The sequence below is a fragment of the Labedella endophytica genome, from assembly GCF_003990045.1.
Taxonomy (GTDB): domain Bacteria; phylum Actinomycetota; class Actinomycetes; order Actinomycetales; family Microbacteriaceae; genus Labedella; species Labedella endophytica.
The window spans coordinates 1,378,887-1,397,456 of sequence record NZ_RZGZ01000002.1; the positions used below are offsets into that span (position 1 = coordinate 1,378,887).

Here is an 18,570-nt window from a genome sequence, read left to right on the forward strand (position 1 = left end):
GGAGGAGTCGAGGACGCCGATCGGCTCAGATGCTCGCTGCGAAGCGATGGCTGTCGGCGAGCGCAGCGTCGTCGTCGCCGACCTCGAACTCCAGCGTGACGGACCGCACACCCGGCATCGCGCGCACCTGATCGACGATCGCATCGACGCCCGGGGTCGTCCCGAGCAGCGGGCCGCGCGCGGGCGCCGCGAGGTGGACGAGCGTGATCTTCTCGGCGTACCGCTGCAGGGACTCGATCGGGTCGAGCTCCTCATACGCGAGGTGGTACACATCGGCCAGCAGGCCGGCCCGGTCGTCGTCGATCATCGTCCGCAGGCGGTCGGAGTCAGCGAGCGAGTTCATCAGGAAGCTCTCCGAGCGGCGGAGGCCTTCGAGCGCGAGCGACACGTCGGCCGGCGCGTCGACGAGCACCTCGGAGATCGAGGCGGCGGCGCGCTCGAGGCCCCGCAGGCGGATCTCGTCGAGGGTCCAGGCCGTGTTGCGGCACGCGGGAAGGACGACGAGCTGGGAGGTGCCGAGCTCGTGCGCGAGCTCGAGCGATGCGCGCAGGTACGCCTGCGCCCGGGCCCGCGACGCGGGGTCGGGCGAACCCAATTCGCTCTCGCTGTTCCACGCCCAGCAGAGCGACGGCACAATGAGTCCCGCCTCGGCGAGCTCGTCCCGGAGCCGGGCGACGTCGACGTCCGGCGTCGCATCGAGCTCGATCGCGTCGAAGCCGGCCTCGCGAGCACGCCGGAACGCGGTGGGGCGGTCCCCGAGGACCCATTCGCTTGCACTGATGAACATGCTCTTCCTCACCGTCGTCGAACTCAAACCTTTACGAGTGTTCAGATTATGAGTACGATCGGCGGTGCGTCAAGAGAGCGACGCACCCGGTCCCGATGTGAGGAGCCCCATGCACAGCGACGAGAACCACGACGTGCTCATCGTCGGGAGCGGACTCATGGGATCCGCCGTCGCGCGGATGATCCGCGACGCGCGCCCCGACGTCCGCATCGCCATGATCGCCGGCGGGCCCACGATGGGCACCCGCGCGGGCCAGCACCTCCACGACGTGGCCGACCCCGCCGTGTGGGAGCGCTACAACAAGCGGATCGACTCGGGTGTGCAGGCCTTCTACACGGGCGTCGCCCCGAGCCCCGAGACGGGCGCGACCATGCACGGCGTCACGCCGGGGATGTACCACCTCACGTCCCTCGGCGAGCGCGCCGACGAGATGCCGAGCGCGTCCGTCGCCTGGAACGCCGGCGGCATGGGCATCCACTGGACCGCGGCCACCCCCACGCCGTGGGGGAGCGAGATCCCCACGGACATCGACCCGGAGCTCTTCGACCGCGACCTGAGCCGGGCGTCCGAGCTGCTGCGCGTGAACCGCGAGCCCTACCCGCAGACGCCGGCCGGACGAGCCGCCGTCCGCGCGCTCGGCGCCCACTTCGATCCCGTGTCCGCTCCCGGTCGTCACCTCCAGGACATGCCGATGGCCGTGAACAAGGACGGGACCGGCCTCAAGGAGCGCACGAGCCCCTCCGTGATCTTCCCGCCCATCGGCGACCCGTCGACCGACGCGAACTTCACGTTCGTGGCCGACGCCCTCGCCACGTCCCTCCTCCACGACGACGGTCGGGCGACCGGCGCGCAGTGCCGCCACATCGAGACGGACGAGGCCTTCACCGTGCACGCCACGCATGTGATCGTGTGCGCGGACTCGGTGCGGACGCCGCAGCTGCTGTTCGCGTCCGGCATCCGCCCGGAGGCGCTCGGCCGCTACCTCAACGAGCACTACTTCCTCACCGGGATCGTGAATGCGGACCCGGAGCGCCTCGGCATCGACCTCGCCGAGCTCGACCCGCCGACCGACCACGAGTGGTCCTCCGACTGCCTGTGGGTTCCCCACAGCGACGAGACCCAGCCGTTCCAGGTGCACCTGATGAACAAGGTCGTCGTGGACGAGCATCGTGAGCCCGTCGGCTACGCGGTGGGGATCGAGTACTACATCCGCACCGAGATCCAGCGCGAGAACCGGCTCGAGTTCTCGGACGACGAGGTCGATGCGCAGGGCCTGCCGCGCATCACGGTGCACTTCCGCTACACCGACGAGGACACCGCCAACCTCGATCGCGCTCGCGCCGAGCAGGCGACCGCCGCCCGCCTGCTCGGCGACTTCGACCCCGAGACCCAGTCGACGGCGCTCGAGGCCGGCGGATCGCTACACCTCACCGGCACCGTGCGGATGGGACCGGTCGACGACGGCACGAGCGTGTGCGACCTCGACTGCCGCGTGTGGGGGTTCGAGAACCTCTACGTCGCCGGCAACGGCGTCGTCCCCACGGCCCTCGTCTCGAACTCGACCCTCATCGGCATGACCACGGCGGTGCGCGCCGCCGACGCCCTCCTCGAGGCACTGCGATGACGAGCCAGCCGCGCGGACCGTACAAGACCGGCATCGAGTCGCGCCGTCGACTCGTCGAGAACGCGATCCTCGTCTTCGGCGAGCACGGCTACCGCGGCGGATCACTCCGCATGATCGCGGAGGCGGTCGGGGCCTCGGCCTCCCAGATCATCAACCTCTTCGGCAGCAAGCACGAGCTCCTCACCGCGGTGCTCGACCGCTGGGACGAGCAGCAGGTGGGTGAGGAGGCCCGGGAGGGCCTCGCCTACGTCGACACCCTGCGCGAGCGCATCCGCTACAGCCGCGACAACCCCACGTGGGTCGAGTTCTTCCTCACGCTCGGTTCCGAGGCCACCGGGCAGGGCCACCCGGCGCACGACTACTTCGTCGAGCGCTACGACCACATCACCAATCGCCTCCAGGAGGAGATCCTGCACGCCGCCGCGAGCGGCGAGATCGCCCCGATGGAGGCCGCGTCCGCGCGCGCCGAGGCCCAGCAGCTCAGCGCCATGATGGACGGCCTCCAGCTGCAGTGGCTGCTCGACCCGTCCGTCGACCTCGTCGGGACCTTCGACCGCTACCTCGACGTCGTCGTCGAGCGGTGGCGGACGGGGACCGCTCCCGCGTCCGCCTAGATCCCCGCTCCACCCACTCAGAAAGGTCCGTCATGGCCGTCCAGATCGGAATTCAGCTCTACTCGGTGCGCGACGCCCTCGCCGCCGACCCGGAGGCGACGCTCAACGCGCTCGCCGACCTCGGCTTCACTCGCTTCGAGGGCGCCAACCATCGCGCCCGCACCGAGGACGGCATCGGCTTCGGCATCCCCGCCGACTTCCTCGCCGACATCCAGCGCGAGCGCGGCGTCGAGATCATCGGCTGCCAGATCAACCCGCTCGAACTCGACCGCCTCCCCCAGGTGCTCGACTTCCAGGAGAAGATCGGGAACCCGCGCATCGGCTGCGACATCGAGTTCTACCCGTACGGCGACATCGAGTACGTGAAGCGTCGCGCGGAGTTCTTCAACGAGGTCGGTCGCCAGTGCGCTGAGCGAGGGATGGGCTTCTTCTACCACAACCATTTCCAGGAGTTCCAGCGCTTCGGCGACCGCACCGTCTACGACATGCTCCTCGAATACACCGACCCGGAGCTCGTGGCCTTCGAGCTCGACACCTACTGGGCGTACCGCGGCGGTGCCGACCCGCTGCAACTCTTCCGCGACCACGGCGACCGCTTCGTCATGATCCACCAGAAGGACTTCCCGAAGGACCACCACCAGCCGCTCGACGTCTTCGACGGGGTCCTCGCAGCCGACGCCACGATCACGATGAAGACGTTCGACGAGGTCGTGAAGCCCGACGGCTTCACCGAGGTGGGCACGGGCACGCTCCCCATCCAGGAGATCATCGACGCCGTCGACACGCTCCCGAACTTCAAGTACGTGCTCCTCGAGCAGGACTACGCGCCGGGCCTCGAGCTCGACTCGGTGACGATCAGCCGCGACGCCTTCACGCGCTACGCCAACGTCGACTGGTGAGCTGACGCGACGGGTGAACTGACACGACGACGGGGCGGCGCCAACGGCACCGCCCCGTCGCCCTACACGGAGGCGGCGTGCGCAGCCAATCGGTCGAAGAGCGCGTCGAGCTCGGGGTCGACCTGCTGGAGCTCTGGGTGGGTGTCGTAGTGGGCCAGGATCCGGCGAGCACCCTCGTCGAAGGTGATGGTCGTGCGGAACGCCGGCGACAACTCACGCACCCTCGTCGCGTCGAACACGACCGAGTGGGTCCTGTCGCCCAGCAGACCGGGGCCGAGGTCGGGCGCTGCCGCCGCGATCGTGTCACTCGCGACGTGGACGAGGTCGGGGGCGTCGACTCCCGCGGCGTCGGCGAGCCAGCGGTAGATCTGATCCCATGTGGGTGCATGGGAACCGGTGATCGTGAACGCCTCGCCGATCGCCGCGGGGTTGCCGAGGAGCCCCGTGAAGCCGACCGCGAAATCGTCGCTGTGGGTGAGCGTCCAGAGGCTGGATCCGTCGCCGTGCACGATGACGGGTCGTCCGGCACGCATCCGCGCGATGTCGGTCCAGCCGCCGAGGGTCGGCAGCAGGGTGTCGTCATAGGTGTGCGACGGGCGCACGATGGTGACGGGCAGCCCGCGGTCGCGGTGGGCCGCGACCAGCAGATCTTCGCACGCGATCTTGTCGCGCGAATACTGCCAGAACGGGTTCCGCAGCGGAGTGGACTCGGTGATCGGCAGGCGACGCGGCGGCTTCTCGTAGGCCGAGGCGGAGCTGATGAAGATGTACTGCCCGGCTCGCTCGCCGACCGTCGCGAGGACCGTCTCGACGTGCGCGGGCACGAAGGAGAGGAAGTCGGCCACGACGTCGTACGGGCGCTCTCCGACGACGGCGGAGACAGCATCCGCGTCTCGGACGTCGGCGCGGAGCTCGCGCACACCCTCGGGAAGAGGGCGAGCGCTGCGCCCCCGGTTCAGGACCGACACCTCGTGCCCGGCGGCCACCGCCGCGCGGACGCACGCGGTACTGATCACGCCGGAACCACCGATGAACAGGATGCGTCGTCGCAGAGTCATGCGTCGACCCTAGTCGCGCCAGGCACCACGGGACAGGGGCCGCCGGAAAGGCCGAGGCGAGCGATAACGTCGGAGCATGGCTCCGACATCCTCGCGCACCGCGAACCGTCGGGCGAGCTTCTGCTATGCGGCACAGGCCGTGGCGCTCGCGGTCGTTCTCATCATCACGACACGCACCTCCGCCCTCCCGGTCGAGGCGAACTTTCGCGACGGCACCCGGCTCCTCACCTCACCGATCGGGACGGTCGACCTCGGCTGGGCTCTCGTCGCTGTTCTGCTCGGCGGCGCCGCGACACACGCCCTGGCTGCGGTGTCCGCCACGCACCCGCACGCCGCGCGGCCCGGCGTCCTCGTCATGGCGGGGTGGTCGCAAGGTCTCGGCATCGTCGTCTTCCTGGTCGCACAGTCGAACGGCATAGTGGATGCCGCGGCACTCGTTCCCCTCTTCGCGCTGAGCGCAGGCGCCGTGTGCCTCCTCGCCGTGGACGACGGTTCGGCGACCGGATGGCGCCGGCCCGCCGCGTGGGCCGCCGTGATCGGAATCGTGCCGTGGGGCGTGATCGCGTTCGCACAGATCGGGGTGACGATCACCCTCGGTTCACCGCCGCTCGGTGTGCGGGTCGTCACGCTCGCGGCCCTTGCCGTGGCCGCGCTGAGTTGGTGGATCGCCTGGCGCCGCCCGCGCGCGGCGCGACCGACCGACACCGCCATCATGACGGTAGCGGTATCGGTTCTCGCGTGGGCGCTCGTGGCGCTGAGCGCTCCTGACGCGTGAACCCACGCGGCGTCCCCAGCGATCCCGATGGCAGGCCGGCCGTGACGGGAAAGAACAAACCCCCGGCAGGCTTCTGCCTGACGAGGGTTCCCTCGCGATCGAGGTGGAACATCGGCGGAGACGGCGAGATTTGAACTCGCGGTCCCCATAAGGGGACTCCACCTTAGCAGGGTGGTGCACTAGGCCGGACTATGCGACGTCTCCATGTGTGTCGATCCTGCTGACGCACGGCTACCAGCATAACCCGACCACGGGCGCGAGCCCAACCAGCCGGCGGAACCGCACGGTCAGTTCTTGACGACGCAGCTCTCCTGCGCGGCCGACTGGCCGACGAGGCCCGAGATCACACCGTCGCCGGGAGGCGTCGTCGCGGTGTCGTCGGGCGTCTCGCCGTCGGCGGGCGGGGCCGTCGCGGGATCCGCGGGCTCCTCGATCTCCGCGGGCTCCTCGGGTGGCGCGGACTCCTCGGGCGTCGTGTCCTCCACGCCCACGCGGCGCACGTCCGGATCGGACGAGAACGACGCGTCTGCCTTGATGGCGGCCATGAGCTGATCGGCCGTCTCGGTGCTCGGCACCACGCGGTTCGGGTCGTTCGGGGACTCGCCCACCGGGTACTGCACGAGCTGGATGTTGTCGAGGCCGAGGTTCCGCACCGTCAGCGCCATCGAGATCATGGTGTTCACGTTGGCGAGGTTGCTCGAGAGCGAGACGCTCTCCGCTGCGACCTTCGCGATGCCGAAGAGCTTCGAGGGATCTCCGAGGGTTCCGTCACTTTTGAGCTTCTTCACGAGCGACGACATGTACATCTGCTGGAGGGCGATGCGCGACAGGTCGCTGCCGTCACCGACTGCCTTGCGCGTGCGGAGGAAGGCGAGCGCGTCCTGCCCCTGCACCGTGCTGATGCCCTCGGGGAGGTCGAGCCCGGAATTGCGGTCCGTGATCGGTTCCTGGAGGCAGACCTCCACGCCGCCGATCGCGTTGGTGAGCTGCACGACGGAGCCGAAGGTGAACTGCGCGGCGTAGTCGATGTCGATGTCGGTGAGCTCCTCGACGGTGGCGACGGCGCACGCCAGCCCGCCCTTATTCCCGCCCTTCGGGAACGAGGTGTTGATCATCGCGGCGTACTCGTATCCGCGCGTCTCACCCGTCTCCGGATCGGTGCATTCGGGGATCGGGATGACGAGGTCGCGGGGGAAGCTCACGACGACAGCACTCTGGTGGTCGTCGGCCACATGCACGAGGAGGTTCACGTCGTTGAGCGCGACATCGCGTTGGCCGTACAGCGAGGTGTCCTGGCCCGAGTCGTTGTCCGCGCCGATGACGAGCATGTCGAAGCCGCCCTCGAACTCCCCGATCCCCAGATGAGGCGGGTCGGTCGGCTCCTCGCCTCCCGAGATGTCGACGGAGTTGTCGGAGATCCCGGAGGTGATGTCCCAGAACGCGTACGTGGCTATGGACGCCCCGCTCACGAGCACGACGGCGAGCGAGACGGCGATGACGCGGAGGATGGCGGCGAACGGTCCGTTCCGTCGTCCGCGCACGTGTCGTGCGGCGGGGATCCGCGAGGGGGATGTCGAACGGGCCATTCGTCGATTTTAGGGGGTGACCGGCGGAAAGCTCAGCCGTTGCCCTTGGAGCACGTGTAGTCGCCCGCGGTCTGGCCCTCGATCGAGCTCGGCAACTCCACCGCTTCGTCGCCCCCGGCGGTCGCCGGCGGAGTGGTCTCGGCCCCGCCATCCTCCGGCGGCGTCGTCTCCTCGGGCGGCGCCGTCTCCTCGGGCGCGGGCGTCTCGCCCGCCGCGGGGGCGTTCGGGTCCTCGACGGACCCCTCCCCGGTCGTTCCCGTGAGGGTCAGCGGACGGTCCGCCTTGATCGCGTCGAAGAGCTGGGTGGCGGCGTCGGTGAGCGGGAGCACTCCCTGCTGTCCCCCGCTCGAGCCGTAGGCGTTCGGGTACTGGACGAAGGAGATCTGCTCGAGGGGGATGTCCTTCATCGCCATGGCGATCGACACCATCGTGTTGATGTTCTGGAGACTCGTGGAGAGCTGCATGTTGCTCGCGGCGGCCTTCGCGATCCCGAAGAGTTTCGTGGGGTCGGAGAGGGTCTCCGAGCTCTGCAGGGTGCGCGCGAGGGACGAGAGGAAGACCTGCTGGTTGCTGATGCGGCCGAGGTCCGACCCGTCGCCCACGCCGTGACGGGTGCGGAGGAACTGGAGCGCGTCCTCGCCCTGGAGGTTGTGGGTGCCGGCGTCGAGGTACGTCTGGGTGTAGTCGTCCGAGATCGGCTCGGCGACGCACACGTCCACGCCGCCGACGGCGTTCGAGAGGGCGATCACGCCGTTGAACTGCACCTCAGCGGCGAACGGGATGTCGAGTCCCGTGAGCGCCTCCACCGTGAGGACGGTGCAGGCGAGGCCGCCGTAGGAGAGCGTCGTATTGATCTTCTGGGACGACATCGCGTTGTACGTTCCCGACCCGTCCACTTTCGGGCACTCGGGGATCGGGACGAACAGGTCGCGGGGGAACGAGACGACGGAGGCGCTCGAGTGGTCCTCGGAGATGTGGAGGAGCATCGTGACGTCGTTCAAGACGCCCGTCTCCTTGTCCGGGTCGCCGTACGCGTCGCCCTGTCCCTGTCGACTGTCGCTCCCCACGAGGAGGAGGTTCACCCCGCCCTCGATCGCGTCGATGTTGGGGACCGACCCGTCCTGGCCCGCGAGGGTCACGGCCGGCTTCACGCTCGACGCGACGTCCCACAGCGCGTACGCCGCCACGGCCCCGCCGCTCACGAGCACCACGGCGAGGGCGCCGGAGACGACCTTGAGCGCCGTCACGACCGCGCTGCGACCGCGGCGTCGCGCGTGCCGGATGATCGTGCGGTCGGTGGCGACGCGTCGGGACGACCGGGGGCTTTCGCTCACAGGGGTGCCTCTCCCATCGCGCAGATGCGCGGCTCGGATTCCGGGATGCGTCGGAACGGAGCAGTAGTGCACCGGACCGAGGTCGTGCTGATGGAGCGGGTGCCTCGCGGTGCTCGCACACCCTCCATCAGAGGCGCTCCCTGGCGGAGGGCGTGGGATTCGAACCCACGAGACATTTCTGCCCACCAGTTTTCAAGACTGGCTCCATCGGCCGCTCGGACAGCCCTCCTGGTGATCGATCGTGCAAGCACAACCGAGACACGAGTGTATCCGATGCGGTTCCGGCGAGTCTGCCAGCGCGATCTGGGAGCGCCCTGAAACATCCCCCGATCTGGGGGAATCGCGCGCCCTGCCGGCCAGGGCACTCCACCCGCCCCGTCTGCCATCCGAGTGGACGCGAAACGTCGCCATGTGCCCTCCCACACGACACAACGCGTCCACCCGAACCCCGGCCACTCCTCGACCGAACGCGAAGCGTCGCCACGCCCCCTCCCACACGACACAACGCGTCCACCCGCGCGACTTGTGGCACGGCCCGGTCCACCGCGTGGGGAGACGGAGGGATTCTGAGCGCGCCGGCCGGGGAGCGCGGTACGACGGGATCAGCGCGAGACGAGCAGGTGAGCGCGTTCCGGGTGGGCGGCGAACCAGTCGGCGACGTACCAGCACATCGGGATGACGGCGCGGTCGCCGGCCTTCTCGACGTCGTCGACCGCGAAGGCCGTGAGCTCGCCGGCGTAGCCGTTGCCACGGAAGGGCAGGTTCGTGAAGGCGCGGGTGAACGAGACGGTGCGGCCGTCGTCGCGGTAGTCGAGGGCGCTCACGATGACGCCGCCGCGTCGCATCGTGTACCGGGAGGCGTCGCGTTCGTTCGCGAACTCGGTCGTGGTCATCCCTCCATTCTGCGCCTGCGCTGCCCCATTCATCGCGGAAGTGCGGACTTCCGCCCCCGATGGGCTCCGGAGAGGGCCGAAGTCCGCACGTCGCGGAAGGAAGGGACGGGGTCAGAGGGAGTGGTGGCGGCCGATGGGGACGACGAGGGGCGTGCCCGTCACGGGGTCGTCGATCACGCGGGAGGACATACCGAAGACCGATTCGACGGTCTCGGGCGTGACGACCTCGCGCGGCGAACCGGACGCGAAGACCCGACCCTCCTTCACGGCGAACAGGTGGTCGGCGTAGCGGGCGGCGAGGTTGAGGTCGTGGAGCACGATCACGATCGTCGTTCCGCGGGAGCGGTTGAGGTCCGTGAGCAGATCGAGCACGTCCACCTGGTGCGAGACGTCGAGGAACGTCGTGGGCTCGTCGAGCAGGAGCACGTCGGTCTGCTGCGCGAGTGCCATGGAGATCCACACGCGCTGGCGCTGCCCACCGGAGAGCTCGTCCACCGGGCGCTCAGCGAGCTCGAGCGATCCCGTCGCCTCGAGCGCCTCCGCGACGGCCGCGTCGTCCTCGGCCGTCCACCGCGCGAACAGCCCCTGGTGCGGGTAGCGTCCTCGTCCCACGAGGTCAGCCACGACGATGCCCTCGGGGGCGATCGGGGTCTGCGGGAGCAGCCCGAGCACCGTCGCGACCTTCTTCGTCGGCATCGCCGAGATGGGGGCGCCGTCGAGCAGCACCGTCCCCGATGTGGGCGCGAGCAGTCGCGCCATCGCTCGGAGCAGCGTCGACTTCCCGCAGGCGTTGGCACCCACGATGATGCTGATGCGCCCGGGGGGCACGGCCAGGTCGAGGGCGTCGAGGACGACGCGGTCGCCATAGGCGATCGTGGCGGCGTCGACCTCGAGGGTGTGGGACTCGGTCACAGGGATCCTCCCGAGCGGTTGGAGCGGATGAGCAGGTAGAGAAGGTAGGGCGCGCCGATCGCACCCGTCACGATGCCGACGGGGAACGAGGTGTCGAACGCGAACTGCCCGAGCAGGTCGGCCGTGAGCACGAGCAGGCCGCCGACGAGACCGGCGGGGATCAGGAGCGAGCGTCCTCCCCCGACGAGTCGGGCGGCGATGGGGCCCGAGAGGAACGCGACGAACGCGATCGGTCCGGTGGTTGCGGTCGCGACCCCGGCGAGTGCCACGGCGACCACGACGAGGAGGAGCCGGGTACGGTCCACCCGCACCCCGAGCGCCGTCGCCGAGTCGTCCCCGAGCTGCATCGCCGTGAGCCGCCGCGTGAGCAGCATGATGGCGGGCAGCAGCACGACGAGGCTCGCCGCGAGCGGCGGGATGCCCTCCCAGAACGCGCTCCCGAGGCTGCCGGTGAGCCACCGGAGGGCGGCCTGCACCTCGAAGGCGCTCGACTTGAGGAGCAGGTAGCTCACGACGCTGTCGAGCATCGCGCCCACGCCGATGCCGATGAGGATGAGCCGCGCGCCCGAGAGCCCGCTGCGGTAGGCCAGGAGGTAGATCGCGAGGGCGGTGCCGAGGCCGCACACGACGGCGAGGACGGACACACCCGCTCCCCCGAGACCGAGGACGGTGATCCCGAACACCGCGGCGGCACTCGCTCCCGACGTGATGCCGATCACGTCCGGACTCGCGAGAGCGTTCCGGAGCATCGTCTGGAACGTCACACCGGCGAGGCCGAACGCGACGCCGGCGAGAAGCCCGGTGATGGCGCGCGGGAGGCGCAACGTGCCGACGGTGAAGGAGGCGCCGGGCACCTGCTCACCCAGGATCACGCGGAAGACCTCGGCGGGGGAATAGAACGTGTTGCCGACGCTCAGGGTCACGAGGAACACGAGGACGAGCGCTGCGGCGAGCGCGCCCATGACGAACCCGCGGCGGCGACCGCGACGACGCCGAGCCGACCCGAGCCGGGCGGCGGCATCGCCCGTTGGAAGCGTCGTGGGCCGGGTGAGCACGTGTTCGCGCGTCATCTCACAGCTCCTTGAGCTTCTGTCGGCGCACGACGGCGATGAAGACCGGCGCCCCGATGAGGGCGGTGATGATGCCCACCTCGATGTCGCTCGGCCGGGTCACGACCCGCCCGACGACGTCGGCGAGAAGGAGCAGGAGAGCGCCGAAGCCCACCGAGTACGGAAGGATCCAGCGGTAGTCGCTCCCCACGAGCATGCGGGCGAAGTGGGGGACGACGAGTCCGACGAATCCGATGGGTCCGGCGACCGCGGTCGCCGCTCCGCAGAGGAGGACACCGCCGAGGGCAGCGACGGCGCGCGCGGTCTTGATGCGGCCGCCGAGCCCGGTCGCGAGCTCATCGCCGAGCGCGAGCGCGTCGAGCGAACGGGCGGAGAGCAGCGACAGTGCCGCTCCGACGACGAGGAACGGCAGCACCGTGCTCATCGCGTCCCAGTTCGCTCCGCCGATCCCACCGATCTGCCAGAACCGGAACACCTGCAGCGCATCGACGCGCGGCAGCACGATCGCGGAGACGAGTGACCCCAGCGCCGCCGTCGTCGCCGCGCCCGCGAGCGCGAGCTTCAGCGGGGTCGCCCCGCCGCGCCCGAGCGAGCCGACCGTGTAGACGAAGACGGCGCTCGCCGCGGCCCCGGCGATCGCCAACCAGATGTAGTCGGTGACGGTCGTCATGCCGAAGAACGCGATCCCGGCGACGACGAAGAGGGACGCACCGGTGTTGACGCCGAGGATTCCGGGATCCGCGAGCGGGTTCCGTGTCACGCCCTGCATGATCGCGCCGGAGAGTCCGAGGGCCGCTCCGACGAGGAGGCCGAGGACCGTTCTCGGGACGCGCGCGCGGACGGCTTCCTCGGCCAGCCCGGCGGCCGACGGGTCGGTGAAGGCGCGGAAGATCTCGTCGAGCGAGACCTCCCGCGAGCCGATCGCCACGGAGAGCACCGTCACGACGACGAGGCCGACCAGGCACCCGAATAATCCGAGCACCCGCCGTCGACGACGGGACGCCGACCGGGACCGCGAGGGTCCGGCCGGCGTCACGACGCGCGGGGGTGCGATGGTCACTCGGCGTTCTCGGCCGCCTGAGCGAACATCCCGGTGAGCTCGTCGAGCGACCACGGGATGGTGAGGGGCGAGGGGGTGAGGGTCGCGGCGATCGGCAGGCTGTTGTCCATGACGACGACGGAGCCGTTGGCGACGGCCGGGATCTGGGAGAGCAGCGGGTCGGCCTCGATCGACGGGATCGTCGTCTCGTCGCCGTAGACGATGAGGATGTCGACGTCGTCGAAGGTGTCGGCGTTCTCGGCGCTCACGGTTCCGTAGAACTCGGGGTTCTCTTCGGAGAGCTCGATCAGGCTTTCGGGCATCTCGAGACCGAAGTCCGTGAGGAACTTGTTCCGGGAATCCTCGGTGGAGTAGTAGCCGATCGTGCCGAGGTCGCCGGGGGTGAAGTAGCCGACCATGGCGGTCTTACCCTCGAGCGACGGCTCATCGGCGACGGCGTCGGCCATCTGCTTCTCGATGTCGGCGATCAGGGCGTCCGCCTCGGATTCGAGTCCGAGGGCCTTGCCGTCGAGCTCGGTCATCTCGCGCCATGTGCTGCCCCAGGGGTCGTTCGGGTAGGCGACGGTGGGGGCGATCTGGGAGAGGGTGTCGTAGTCCTCCTGCGTGAATCCGCCGTAGCCGCCGAGGATCACGTCGGGCGTCGTGTCGGCGACGGCCTCGAAGTCGAGAGCGGAGGCCTCGTCGAAGAGCACGGGCAGCTCATCCGTGGCGCCGAGCTCCTCGAGCTTCTCGTACGTCCACGGGAGGATGCCGTCGCCGTCGTCGTCGCCGTACGTCTGCTTCGACATTCCGACCGGGACCACGCCGAGCGCGAGCGCGACGTCCTGGTTGGCCCACTGGATGGTCGCGACCCGCTGCGGCTGAGCGTCGATCTCGGTCTCGCCGAACACGTGGTCGACGGTCACGGGGAAGACGCCGGACGACGCCGATCCGGAGGACTCGGACGACGGGGCGTCGGAGCCCCCGGCGCACGCGGAGAGGCTGAGAGCCCCGGCCGCCGCGAGGGCGATGACGGAGAGTGTTCGACGAGAAGTGCGCACGGAAGTCCTTCGAAAGATGCGGGATTAGGCTTGCCTATCCTAAGCGCAAGTCCCGAGCATTCGAAAGTCCGTCAGGACAACCCCCTCCAACTCCCCTGGGGTGTCGCAATCTGTTGCCTCCCGGGCACTGGAGGCAACAGAATGCGACACCCCCGGGGAGCGGGGTGAGTCAGACGGAGAGGGAGAGGTGCTCCGTGAGGGCCAGGGCGAGGCCGTTCTCGGTGATGGATGCGGTGCGCGCGTTCGCGACGGCCGCGACCTCGTCGGGAGCCTGTCCCATCGCCACGGCGATGCCGCCGCTCGCGACGGCCCACTCGAGCATCTCGATGTCGTTGCGGCCGTCTCCCGCGACGAGCACACGATCGCTCGCGACGCCGAGCGCCTCCCGCACGTGCTCGAGGGCCGTCGACTTGTTGACGCCCTGCGGCGCGATGTCGAGCCAGGCCGTCCAACCGATCGAGTAGGCGACCTGATGCAGCCCCATGCGCTCGACGCTCTCGAGGAACTCCTGCTCGTCCTGGCCCGGCGACACCACGACCACACGGAGCACGGGCTCGTCGAAGAGGCGCTCGAACGCCACCTTCTCGGCGTTCTCGAGCGTCCAGTCGACCATGCCCTCCGTGTACTTCCGGAAGCCGTCCGGGAGCTCGACCATGTACCGGCCGTCGTCGAGGGCCGCATGGATCGTCTCGAGCACGGGACGGGCGTCGAAGGTCTCGATGAGGTGCCGCCGGTAGCCGGACGCTTCGGCGGCATCGCGCTTCATCACGAGGGCGCCGTTCGCGCACACGACGTACTCGGGCTCGAGCCCGAGCATCTCGAGCACGGGCTGCGTGGAGTCCCAGCTGCGGCCGGTCGCGAGGGTCACGATGTCACCAGCGGCCGCAGCCGCACGCACGGCGTCGCGCACCTCGTCGGCGAGCGAGCCGTCCTCGCCGAGGATCGTGCCATCGATGTCGAGGGCGACGAGTCTCATCCCGTCGCTCATCGGATCGGGGTCGCCACGTCGAGGCCGCCGAGGTACGGGCGCAGCACCTCGGGGATGACGACCGAGCCGTCCTCCTGCTGGTGCGTCTCGAGGATCGCCACGAGCCAGCGCGTGGTGGCGAGGGTGCCGTTGAGCGTGGCGACGGGGCTCGTCTTCCCATCCTCCCCGCGCGAGCGGATGCCGAGGCGGCGCGCCTGGAACGTCGTGCAGTTGGAGGTGGACGTGAGCTCGCGGTACGCGTCCTGCGTGGGCACCCACGCCTCGACGTCGAACTTCCGGGCGGCACTCGATCCGAGGTCCCCGGCGGCCGTGTCGATCACGCGGTACGACAGACCGAGGTCCGTCATCATGCGCTCCTGGTAGCCGAGGAGCCTCTCGTGCTCGGCCTCCGCGTCGTCCGGCGTGGTGTGCACGAACATCTCGAGCTTGTTGAACTGGTGCACGCGGATGATCCCGCGGGTGTCCTTGCCGTAGGAACCGGCCTCCCGGCGGTAGCACGTGGACCAGCCGGCGTAGCGGAGTGCGCCCTCGCCGAGGTCGAGGATCTCGTCGGCGTGGTACCCGGCGAGCGCGACCTCGCTCGTGCCCGTGAGGTAGAGGTCGTCGTCCGGGAGGTAGTAGATCTCGTCCTTGTGCGCCCCGAGGAACCCTGTGCCCTCCATGATCTCCGGCTTCACGAGCGTCGGCGTGATGAGCGGCACGAAGCCCGCTTCGAGGGCCCGGTCGAGCGCGAGGTTCATGAGCGCGAGCTCGAGACGTGCCCCGATGCCGCGGAGGAAGTAGAAGCGCGCGCCCGAGACCTTCGTGCCGCGCGTCATGTCGATGGCGCCGAGCAGCTCGCCGATCTCGAGGTGGTCACGCGGCTCGAAGTCGAACGCGGGGCGGTCCCCGACCTCGCGGAGCGTGACGAAGTCGTCCTCCCCGCCCGGCGGGACGCCGTCGATGACGATGTTCTGGATCTGCTTCATCGCCTCGGCGAAGCGCGCATCGGCGTCGTTCTGCTCCTGCTGTGCGCCCTTCACCTGCTCCGAGAGGCCTTTCGCCTCGGCGACGAGGGCGGCCTTCTCCTCCTTGGGAGCCTGCGCGACGCGCTTTCCGTGCGCGTTCTGCTCGGCGCGGAGCGTCTCGAAACGGGTGATCGCAGCGCGCTTGGCGGAGTCGGCCTCGAGTGCCGCGGAGACGGCCTCGACGGAGGCACCACGTGCTTCCTGTGAGCGGCGGACGAGGTCGGGGTTCTCACGGAGGAGCGCGGGATCGATCACAGGGCCCAGTCTATGCGGCGGGGTAGGTTGTCCCCATGGGAGCTGCGGAGTCGAGATGGGCCGCGGTCGTCTACAACCCGGTGAAGATCGACGTCGATACGCTCCGTCCGATCATCGAGCTCGCGGCGGTCTCCGAGGGCTGGGGCGAGACGCGTTGGGCGGAGACGAGCGTCGAGGACCCGGGTGCCGGGATCACGAGCGCCCTCGTCGCCGACGGCGCCGCCATGGTCTTCGCCGCCGGTGGTGACGGCACGGTTCGCTCGGTCGCCGAGGCGCTCGGGGAGACGGGCGTCCCGCTCGCGATCCTGCCCTCCGGTACCGGCAACCTCCTGGCACGCAACCTCGATCTCGTCCTCTCCGACGTGTCGCAGAGCGTGACCCACGCCTTCACCGGCACCACGCGCAACATCGATCTCGGCGACGTGCGCATCGAGCGCGAGGACGGCTCGATCGACTCCCACGCCTTCCTCGTGATGGCCGGGGTCGGTATCGACGCGCGCATCATGGCGAGCACGAACCCGGCGCTCAAGCGCGCCGTCGGCTGGCTCGCCTACGTGGACGCCGGCCTCCGCGCGATCCCGACCGCGAAGCCGTTCCGCGTCCGCTACCGCCTCGAGGGGCGGCACGAGCACAGCGCCCACGTCTCGACCGTGATCGTCGGCAACTGCGGGCTGCTCCCCGGCGGGATCGAGCTGCTCCCCGACGCGGCCGTCGACGACGGTCTCCTCGACATCGCCGTCCTCCAGCCGAAGGGGATCTGGGGCTGGGTGCAGGTATGGCGGCGGGTCACGTGGCAGAACCGCGCCTTGCGCCGCTCGAGCATCGGCCGCCAGATCATCAAGGCGCGGGCGCGCGGCGTCGCGTCGAAGACGATCACCTACCTGCGCAGCTCCGGCGTGCTCCTGACCCTCGACGAGTCGAACGAGATCGAGCTCGACGGCGACGGCGTGGGGAGCGGGCGCTCCGTCCGCTTCACGACGCGGCCGGGTGTCCTCGGTGTCCGCGTTCCGCATCCCACGACGACCGCCCGGCGGGGCGAGGCCGGTAGCGCGAGGCCGCCACGAGCATCCCGGTGATCGCGAGCACGAGCCCGATGGCGATCGGGGTCGTCACGAGGCGCGGGGCCCACGGCCGGGTCAGCGTCACGACCTCGTTCCCTCCGCGGAAGGCGCCGAAGGTGATGGCGATGTACCCGTCCCGGGGGACGAGGTCCACGCGGGGGACGGCATCGTTCACGAGGGACTCCGTCACCGCTCGTCGCACGAACGCCGGCGTGTCCATGAGGTCCACGAAATATTCGGACCCCGGCTGCTGAGACGCCGCTGCCTCGATCTCCGTCCTCACGGTCTCCACGCGCGCACGGGACTCGGCGACGAGGAGAGCCGCGCCGCCGACGACGAGCACCATGACCGCGGTCACGAGGGCGACCGCCCGCCTCATGCCGGATCGCCTCCGACGCGCTGTCGTGGCGACCAGCCGGCGGCGGCCACGAGGAGTGCCGTCGCGAGGAGCACTCCGCCGACGGCGACGGGGGCCACGATCAACCGCGCAGCCCAGGGGCGCTCGAGCGGGATGTAGGAGAAGACCCCGCCGAACGCGCCGTACGTTGCTCCGAGGAAGTTCCGGTTGGGCTCGGTGGCCAAGTCCGGCAGGGGACCGTCGTTCGCGATCGAGTCCGCGACGATGGATCGCAGGAGCGTCTCGCGGTTACCGACCTCGTACCCGTCTTGCGTCGCGTAATAGTCGACGAGCTCGTCCACGACCTGCTGTGCGGCCGCCGTCCGCGACTGCGCATCCGCGACCACGAGGGCAGCGCCCCCGAGGATGAGGATCACGCCGATCGCCGCGATCACGACGACGACCAGGCGTCGGACGCGCGTCATGGGTGCGACGCCGGCGACTCGCGTCCGACGGCTCCACCGAGGGGCGGGTCCTGCTCGGCCGTGGACGCGGGTCGCCAGCGGACGGCGACGAAGACGATCACGGCCAGGATCGCCGCGATTCCGAGGACGAACAGCACGGGCCCGAGCGACCACCCGATCTGCATCGACACGAGCTCGGCCACCGGATCCGGCGCCTCCTCCGACGATTGCTCGCCGCCGAAGATCATCCCGCTCTGCGCGAAGTCGACGTAGATCGTCTCGAGCGCCGAGCGGAACATCTGGAAGCCCACGAGCGCGAGGACGGCGCCTCCTGCGACGAGTCCGATGAGGTACGGGTTCCTCCACGGGGCCACGGACGACGCAGCAGCCGGCGGCGGACCGGGGCGCGCGTCCGATCCGGATGAGCCGCCACCCACGACGACCATGGGCTCGGCCTTCGCGTCGTGGGTCGCCGACGTGTCGCGTTCGTCGGCCCCACCGTCGCGCTCGAGCTCACCGAATGGAGACCACTCGGGCATGCTGACACGCGGGGACTCCGCGTCGCGCGGGGCGGTCGCGCCGCGAGGGCCCGCCGTACGAGCACGCGGCCCCTCGGTTCCATCGGGCTGGGGAGGGGCGAAGAGATCCTCGTCCGACGAACGCCTCGCGCGCGAACGCCGGGACGGCGCCGCACCGTCCGCCGGCGCCTCGCCACCGTGCACGGCGGGGTCGTACCCGCGCTGATAGATCGGGTCGTGCCGGGGATCGAGTCCCTGCGACTCTGCCATGGGTCTCCCTGTCCTTCC

19 protein-coding genes and 2 tRNA genes are annotated in these 18,570 nt (G+C 69.9%); 5 read left to right on the forward strand and 16 right to left on the reverse strand.

The genetic code is table 11. The features are described 5' to 3' along the window. Nucleotides 1-25 precede the first annotated feature (25 nt). Nucleotides 26-787: a sugar phosphate isomerase/epimerase family protein gene (locus tag ELQ94_RS09925; RefSeq protein ID WP_127049623.1), complete on the reverse strand. Its 762-nt coding sequence runs from the start codon at nt 785-787 to the stop codon at nt 26-28. Nucleotides 788-896: 109 nt separating this feature from the next. Between ELQ94_RS09925 and ELQ94_RS09930 the strand changes: the two genes are divergently transcribed. Genes ELQ94_RS09930 through ELQ94_RS09940 form a run of 3 tightly spaced genes read left to right on the forward strand, consistent with a single transcriptional unit; the run spans nt 897 to nt 3,924 of the window. Then, entirely contained in the window at nt 897-2,411 is a 1,515-nt protein-coding gene (locus ELQ94_RS09930) for a GMC oxidoreductase (RefSeq protein WP_127049625.1), read from the forward strand. Further along, the gene (locus ELQ94_RS09935; RefSeq protein WP_127049626.1) at nt 2,408-3,025 is read left to right on the forward strand and encodes a TetR/AcrR family transcriptional regulator; all 618 of its coding nucleotides are present in this window, start codon (nt 2,408-2,410) and stop codon (nt 3,023-3,025) included. The genes ELQ94_RS09930 and ELQ94_RS09935 overlap by 4 nt, the downstream gene beginning before the upstream one ends. Before the next feature lie 32 nt (nt 3,026-3,057). Next, the gene (locus ELQ94_RS09940) at nt 3,058-3,924 is read left to right on the forward strand and encodes a sugar phosphate isomerase/epimerase family protein (RefSeq protein ID WP_127049628.1); all 867 of its coding nucleotides are present in this window, start codon (nt 3,058-3,060) and stop codon (nt 3,922-3,924) included. Nucleotides 3,925-3,986: 62 nt separating this feature from the next. On the opposite strand, the gene ELQ94_RS09945 is transcribed toward ELQ94_RS09940, so the two are convergent. Next, nucleotides 3,987-4,982 (reverse strand): SDR family oxidoreductase, encoded by a 996-nt coding sequence (locus tag ELQ94_RS09945; protein WP_127049630.1) that lies wholly within the window; start codon nt 4,980-4,982, stop codon nt 3,987-3,989. 76 nt (nt 4,983-5,058) lie between these two features. On the opposite strand from ELQ94_RS09945, the gene ELQ94_RS09950 reads away from it, so the two are divergent. After that, nucleotides 5,059-5,757, forward strand: coding sequence for a hypothetical protein (locus ELQ94_RS09950; protein ID WP_127049632.1), 699 nt, complete (start codon nt 5,059-5,061; stop codon nt 5,755-5,757). Nucleotides 5,758-5,872: 115 nt separating this feature from the next. Here ELQ94_RS09950 and ELQ94_RS09955 read toward each other — a convergent pair. The 11 genes from ELQ94_RS09955 to serS form a co-directional block, all read right to left on the reverse strand. Further along, nucleotides 5,873-5,961 (reverse strand) — tRNA-Ser (locus tag ELQ94_RS09955). Nucleotides 5,962-6,044: 83 nt separating this feature from the next. Next, on the reverse strand, nt 6,045-7,343 hold the full coding sequence (locus tag ELQ94_RS09960) for an LCP family protein (protein ID WP_127049634.1): 1,299 nt from the start codon (nt 7,341-7,343) through the stop codon (nt 6,045-6,047). 32 nt (nt 7,344-7,375) lie between these two features. Further along, nucleotides 7,376-8,677, reverse strand: coding sequence for an LCP family protein (locus ELQ94_RS09965; RefSeq protein ID WP_127049636.1), 1,302 nt, complete (start codon nt 8,675-8,677; stop codon nt 7,376-7,378). A 141-nt stretch (nt 8,678-8,818) separates the two neighbouring features. Further along, nucleotides 8,819-8,906, reverse strand: a tRNA-Ser gene (locus ELQ94_RS09970). Nucleotides 8,907-9,279: 373 nt separating this feature from the next. Then, complete coding sequence (locus ELQ94_RS09975) at nt 9,280-9,570, reverse strand: GNAT family N-acetyltransferase (protein WP_127049638.1); 291 nt, start codon at nt 9,568-9,570, stop codon at nt 9,280-9,282. Nucleotides 9,571-9,681: 111 nt separating this feature from the next. Next, nucleotides 9,682-10,482 (reverse strand): ABC transporter ATP-binding protein, encoded by an 801-nt coding sequence (locus tag ELQ94_RS09980; RefSeq protein ID WP_127049640.1) that lies wholly within the window; start codon nt 10,480-10,482, stop codon nt 9,682-9,684. Beyond that, entirely contained in the window at nt 10,479-11,552 is a 1,074-nt protein-coding gene (locus ELQ94_RS09985; RefSeq protein WP_127049642.1) for a FecCD family ABC transporter permease, read from the reverse strand. Before ELQ94_RS09985 ends, ELQ94_RS09980 begins: the two co-directional genes overlap by 4 nt. A 1-nt stretch (nt 11,553) precedes the next feature. Continuing rightward, entirely contained in the window at nt 11,554-12,612 is a 1,059-nt protein-coding gene (locus ELQ94_RS09990) for a FecCD family ABC transporter permease (protein ID WP_424977111.1), read from the reverse strand. Next, nucleotides 12,609-13,652 (reverse strand): iron-siderophore ABC transporter substrate-binding protein, encoded by a 1,044-nt coding sequence (locus tag ELQ94_RS09995; RefSeq protein WP_127049644.1) that lies wholly within the window; start codon nt 13,650-13,652, stop codon nt 12,609-12,611. Before ELQ94_RS09995 ends, ELQ94_RS09990 begins: the two co-directional genes overlap by 4 nt. 169 nt (nt 13,653-13,821) lie before the next feature. Then, a complete protein-coding gene (locus tag ELQ94_RS10000) occupies nt 13,822-14,640 on the reverse strand; it encodes an HAD family hydrolase (RefSeq protein ID WP_127049646.1) in 819 nt (272 codons plus the stop codon). Next, a complete protein-coding gene (gene serS / locus ELQ94_RS10005) occupies nt 14,637-15,902 on the reverse strand; it encodes a serine--tRNA ligase (protein ID WP_127049648.1) in 1,266 nt (421 codons plus the stop codon). The genes ELQ94_RS10000 and serS overlap by 4 nt, the downstream gene beginning before the upstream one ends. Nucleotides 15,903-15,937: 35 nt before the next feature. Between serS and ELQ94_RS10010 the strand changes: the two genes are divergently transcribed. Next, a complete protein-coding gene (locus tag ELQ94_RS10010; RefSeq protein ID WP_127049650.1) occupies nt 15,938-16,978 on the forward strand; it encodes a diacylglycerol/lipid kinase family protein in 1,041 nt (346 codons plus the stop codon). On the opposite strand, the gene ELQ94_RS10015 is transcribed toward ELQ94_RS10010, so the two are convergent. From ELQ94_RS10015 to ELQ94_RS10025, 3 genes are read right to left on the reverse strand one after another with little or no spacing between them, the layout of a single operon-like run. After that, entirely contained in the window at nt 16,875-17,342 is a 468-nt protein-coding gene (locus tag ELQ94_RS10015; RefSeq protein WP_127049652.1) for a hypothetical protein, read from the reverse strand. The two genes, ELQ94_RS10010 and ELQ94_RS10015, sit on opposite strands and share 104 nt — an antisense overlap. Beyond that, nucleotides 17,339-17,785, reverse strand: coding sequence for a hypothetical protein (locus ELQ94_RS10020; protein ID WP_127049654.1), 447 nt, complete (start codon nt 17,783-17,785; stop codon nt 17,339-17,341). The genes ELQ94_RS10015 and ELQ94_RS10020 overlap by 4 nt, the downstream gene beginning before the upstream one ends. Next, entirely contained in the window at nt 17,782-18,552 is a 771-nt protein-coding gene (locus ELQ94_RS10025) for a hypothetical protein (protein WP_127049656.1), read from the reverse strand. The genes ELQ94_RS10020 and ELQ94_RS10025 overlap by 4 nt, the downstream gene beginning before the upstream one ends. Between the last annotated feature and the right edge of the window lie 18 nt (nt 18,553-18,570).

Bases quoted from the DNA above. Each gene is read 5' to 3' on its own strand.
- ELQ94_RS09940 (WP_127049628.1), top strand. From the start codon at position 3,058: ATGGCCGTCCAGATCGGAATTCAGCTCTACTCGGTGCGCGACGCCCTC.
- ELQ94_RS09950 (WP_127049632.1), top strand. From the start codon at position 5,059: ATGGCTCCGACATCCTCGCGCACCGCGAACCGTCGGGCGAGCTTCTGC.
- ELQ94_RS10025 (WP_127049656.1), bottom strand. From the start codon at position 18,552: ATGGCAGAGTCGCAGGGACTCGATCCCCGGCACGACCCGATCTATCAG.
- ELQ94_RS09985 (WP_127049642.1), bottom strand. From the start codon at position 11,552: ATGACGCGCGAACACGTGCTCACCCGGCCCACGACGCTTCCAACGGGC.
- ELQ94_RS10020 (WP_127049654.1), bottom strand. From the start codon at position 17,785: ATGACGCGCGTCCGACGCCTGGTCGTCGTCGTGATCGCGGCGATCGGC.
- ELQ94_RS09930 (WP_127049625.1), top strand. From the start codon at position 897: ATGCACAGCGACGAGAACCACGACGTGCTCATCGTCGGGAGCGGACTC.
- ELQ94_RS09925 (WP_127049623.1), bottom strand. From the start codon at position 787: ATGTTCATCAGTGCAAGCGAATGGGTCCTCGGGGACCGCCCCACCGCG.
- ELQ94_RS10015 (WP_127049652.1), bottom strand. From the start codon at position 17,342: ATGAGGCGGGCGGTCGCCCTCGTGACCGCGGTCATGGTGCTCGTCGTC.
- ELQ94_RS10010 (WP_127049650.1), top strand. From the start codon at position 15,938: ATGGGAGCTGCGGAGTCGAGATGGGCCGCGGTCGTCTACAACCCGGTG.
- ELQ94_RS09945 (WP_127049630.1), bottom strand. From the start codon at position 4,982: ATGACTCTGCGACGACGCATCCTGTTCATCGGTGGTTCCGGCGTGATC.
- ELQ94_RS10000 (WP_127049646.1), bottom strand. From the start codon at position 14,640: ATGAGCGACGGGATGAGACTCGTCGCCCTCGACATCGATGGCACGATC.
- ELQ94_RS09975 (WP_127049638.1), bottom strand. From the start codon at position 9,570: ATGACCACGACCGAGTTCGCGAACGAACGCGACGCCTCCCGGTACACG.
- ELQ94_RS09960 (WP_127049634.1), bottom strand. From the start codon at position 7,343: ATGGCCCGTTCGACATCCCCCTCGCGGATCCCCGCCGCACGACACGTG.
- ELQ94_RS09935 (WP_127049626.1), top strand. From the start codon at position 2,408: ATGACGAGCCAGCCGCGCGGACCGTACAAGACCGGCATCGAGTCGCGC.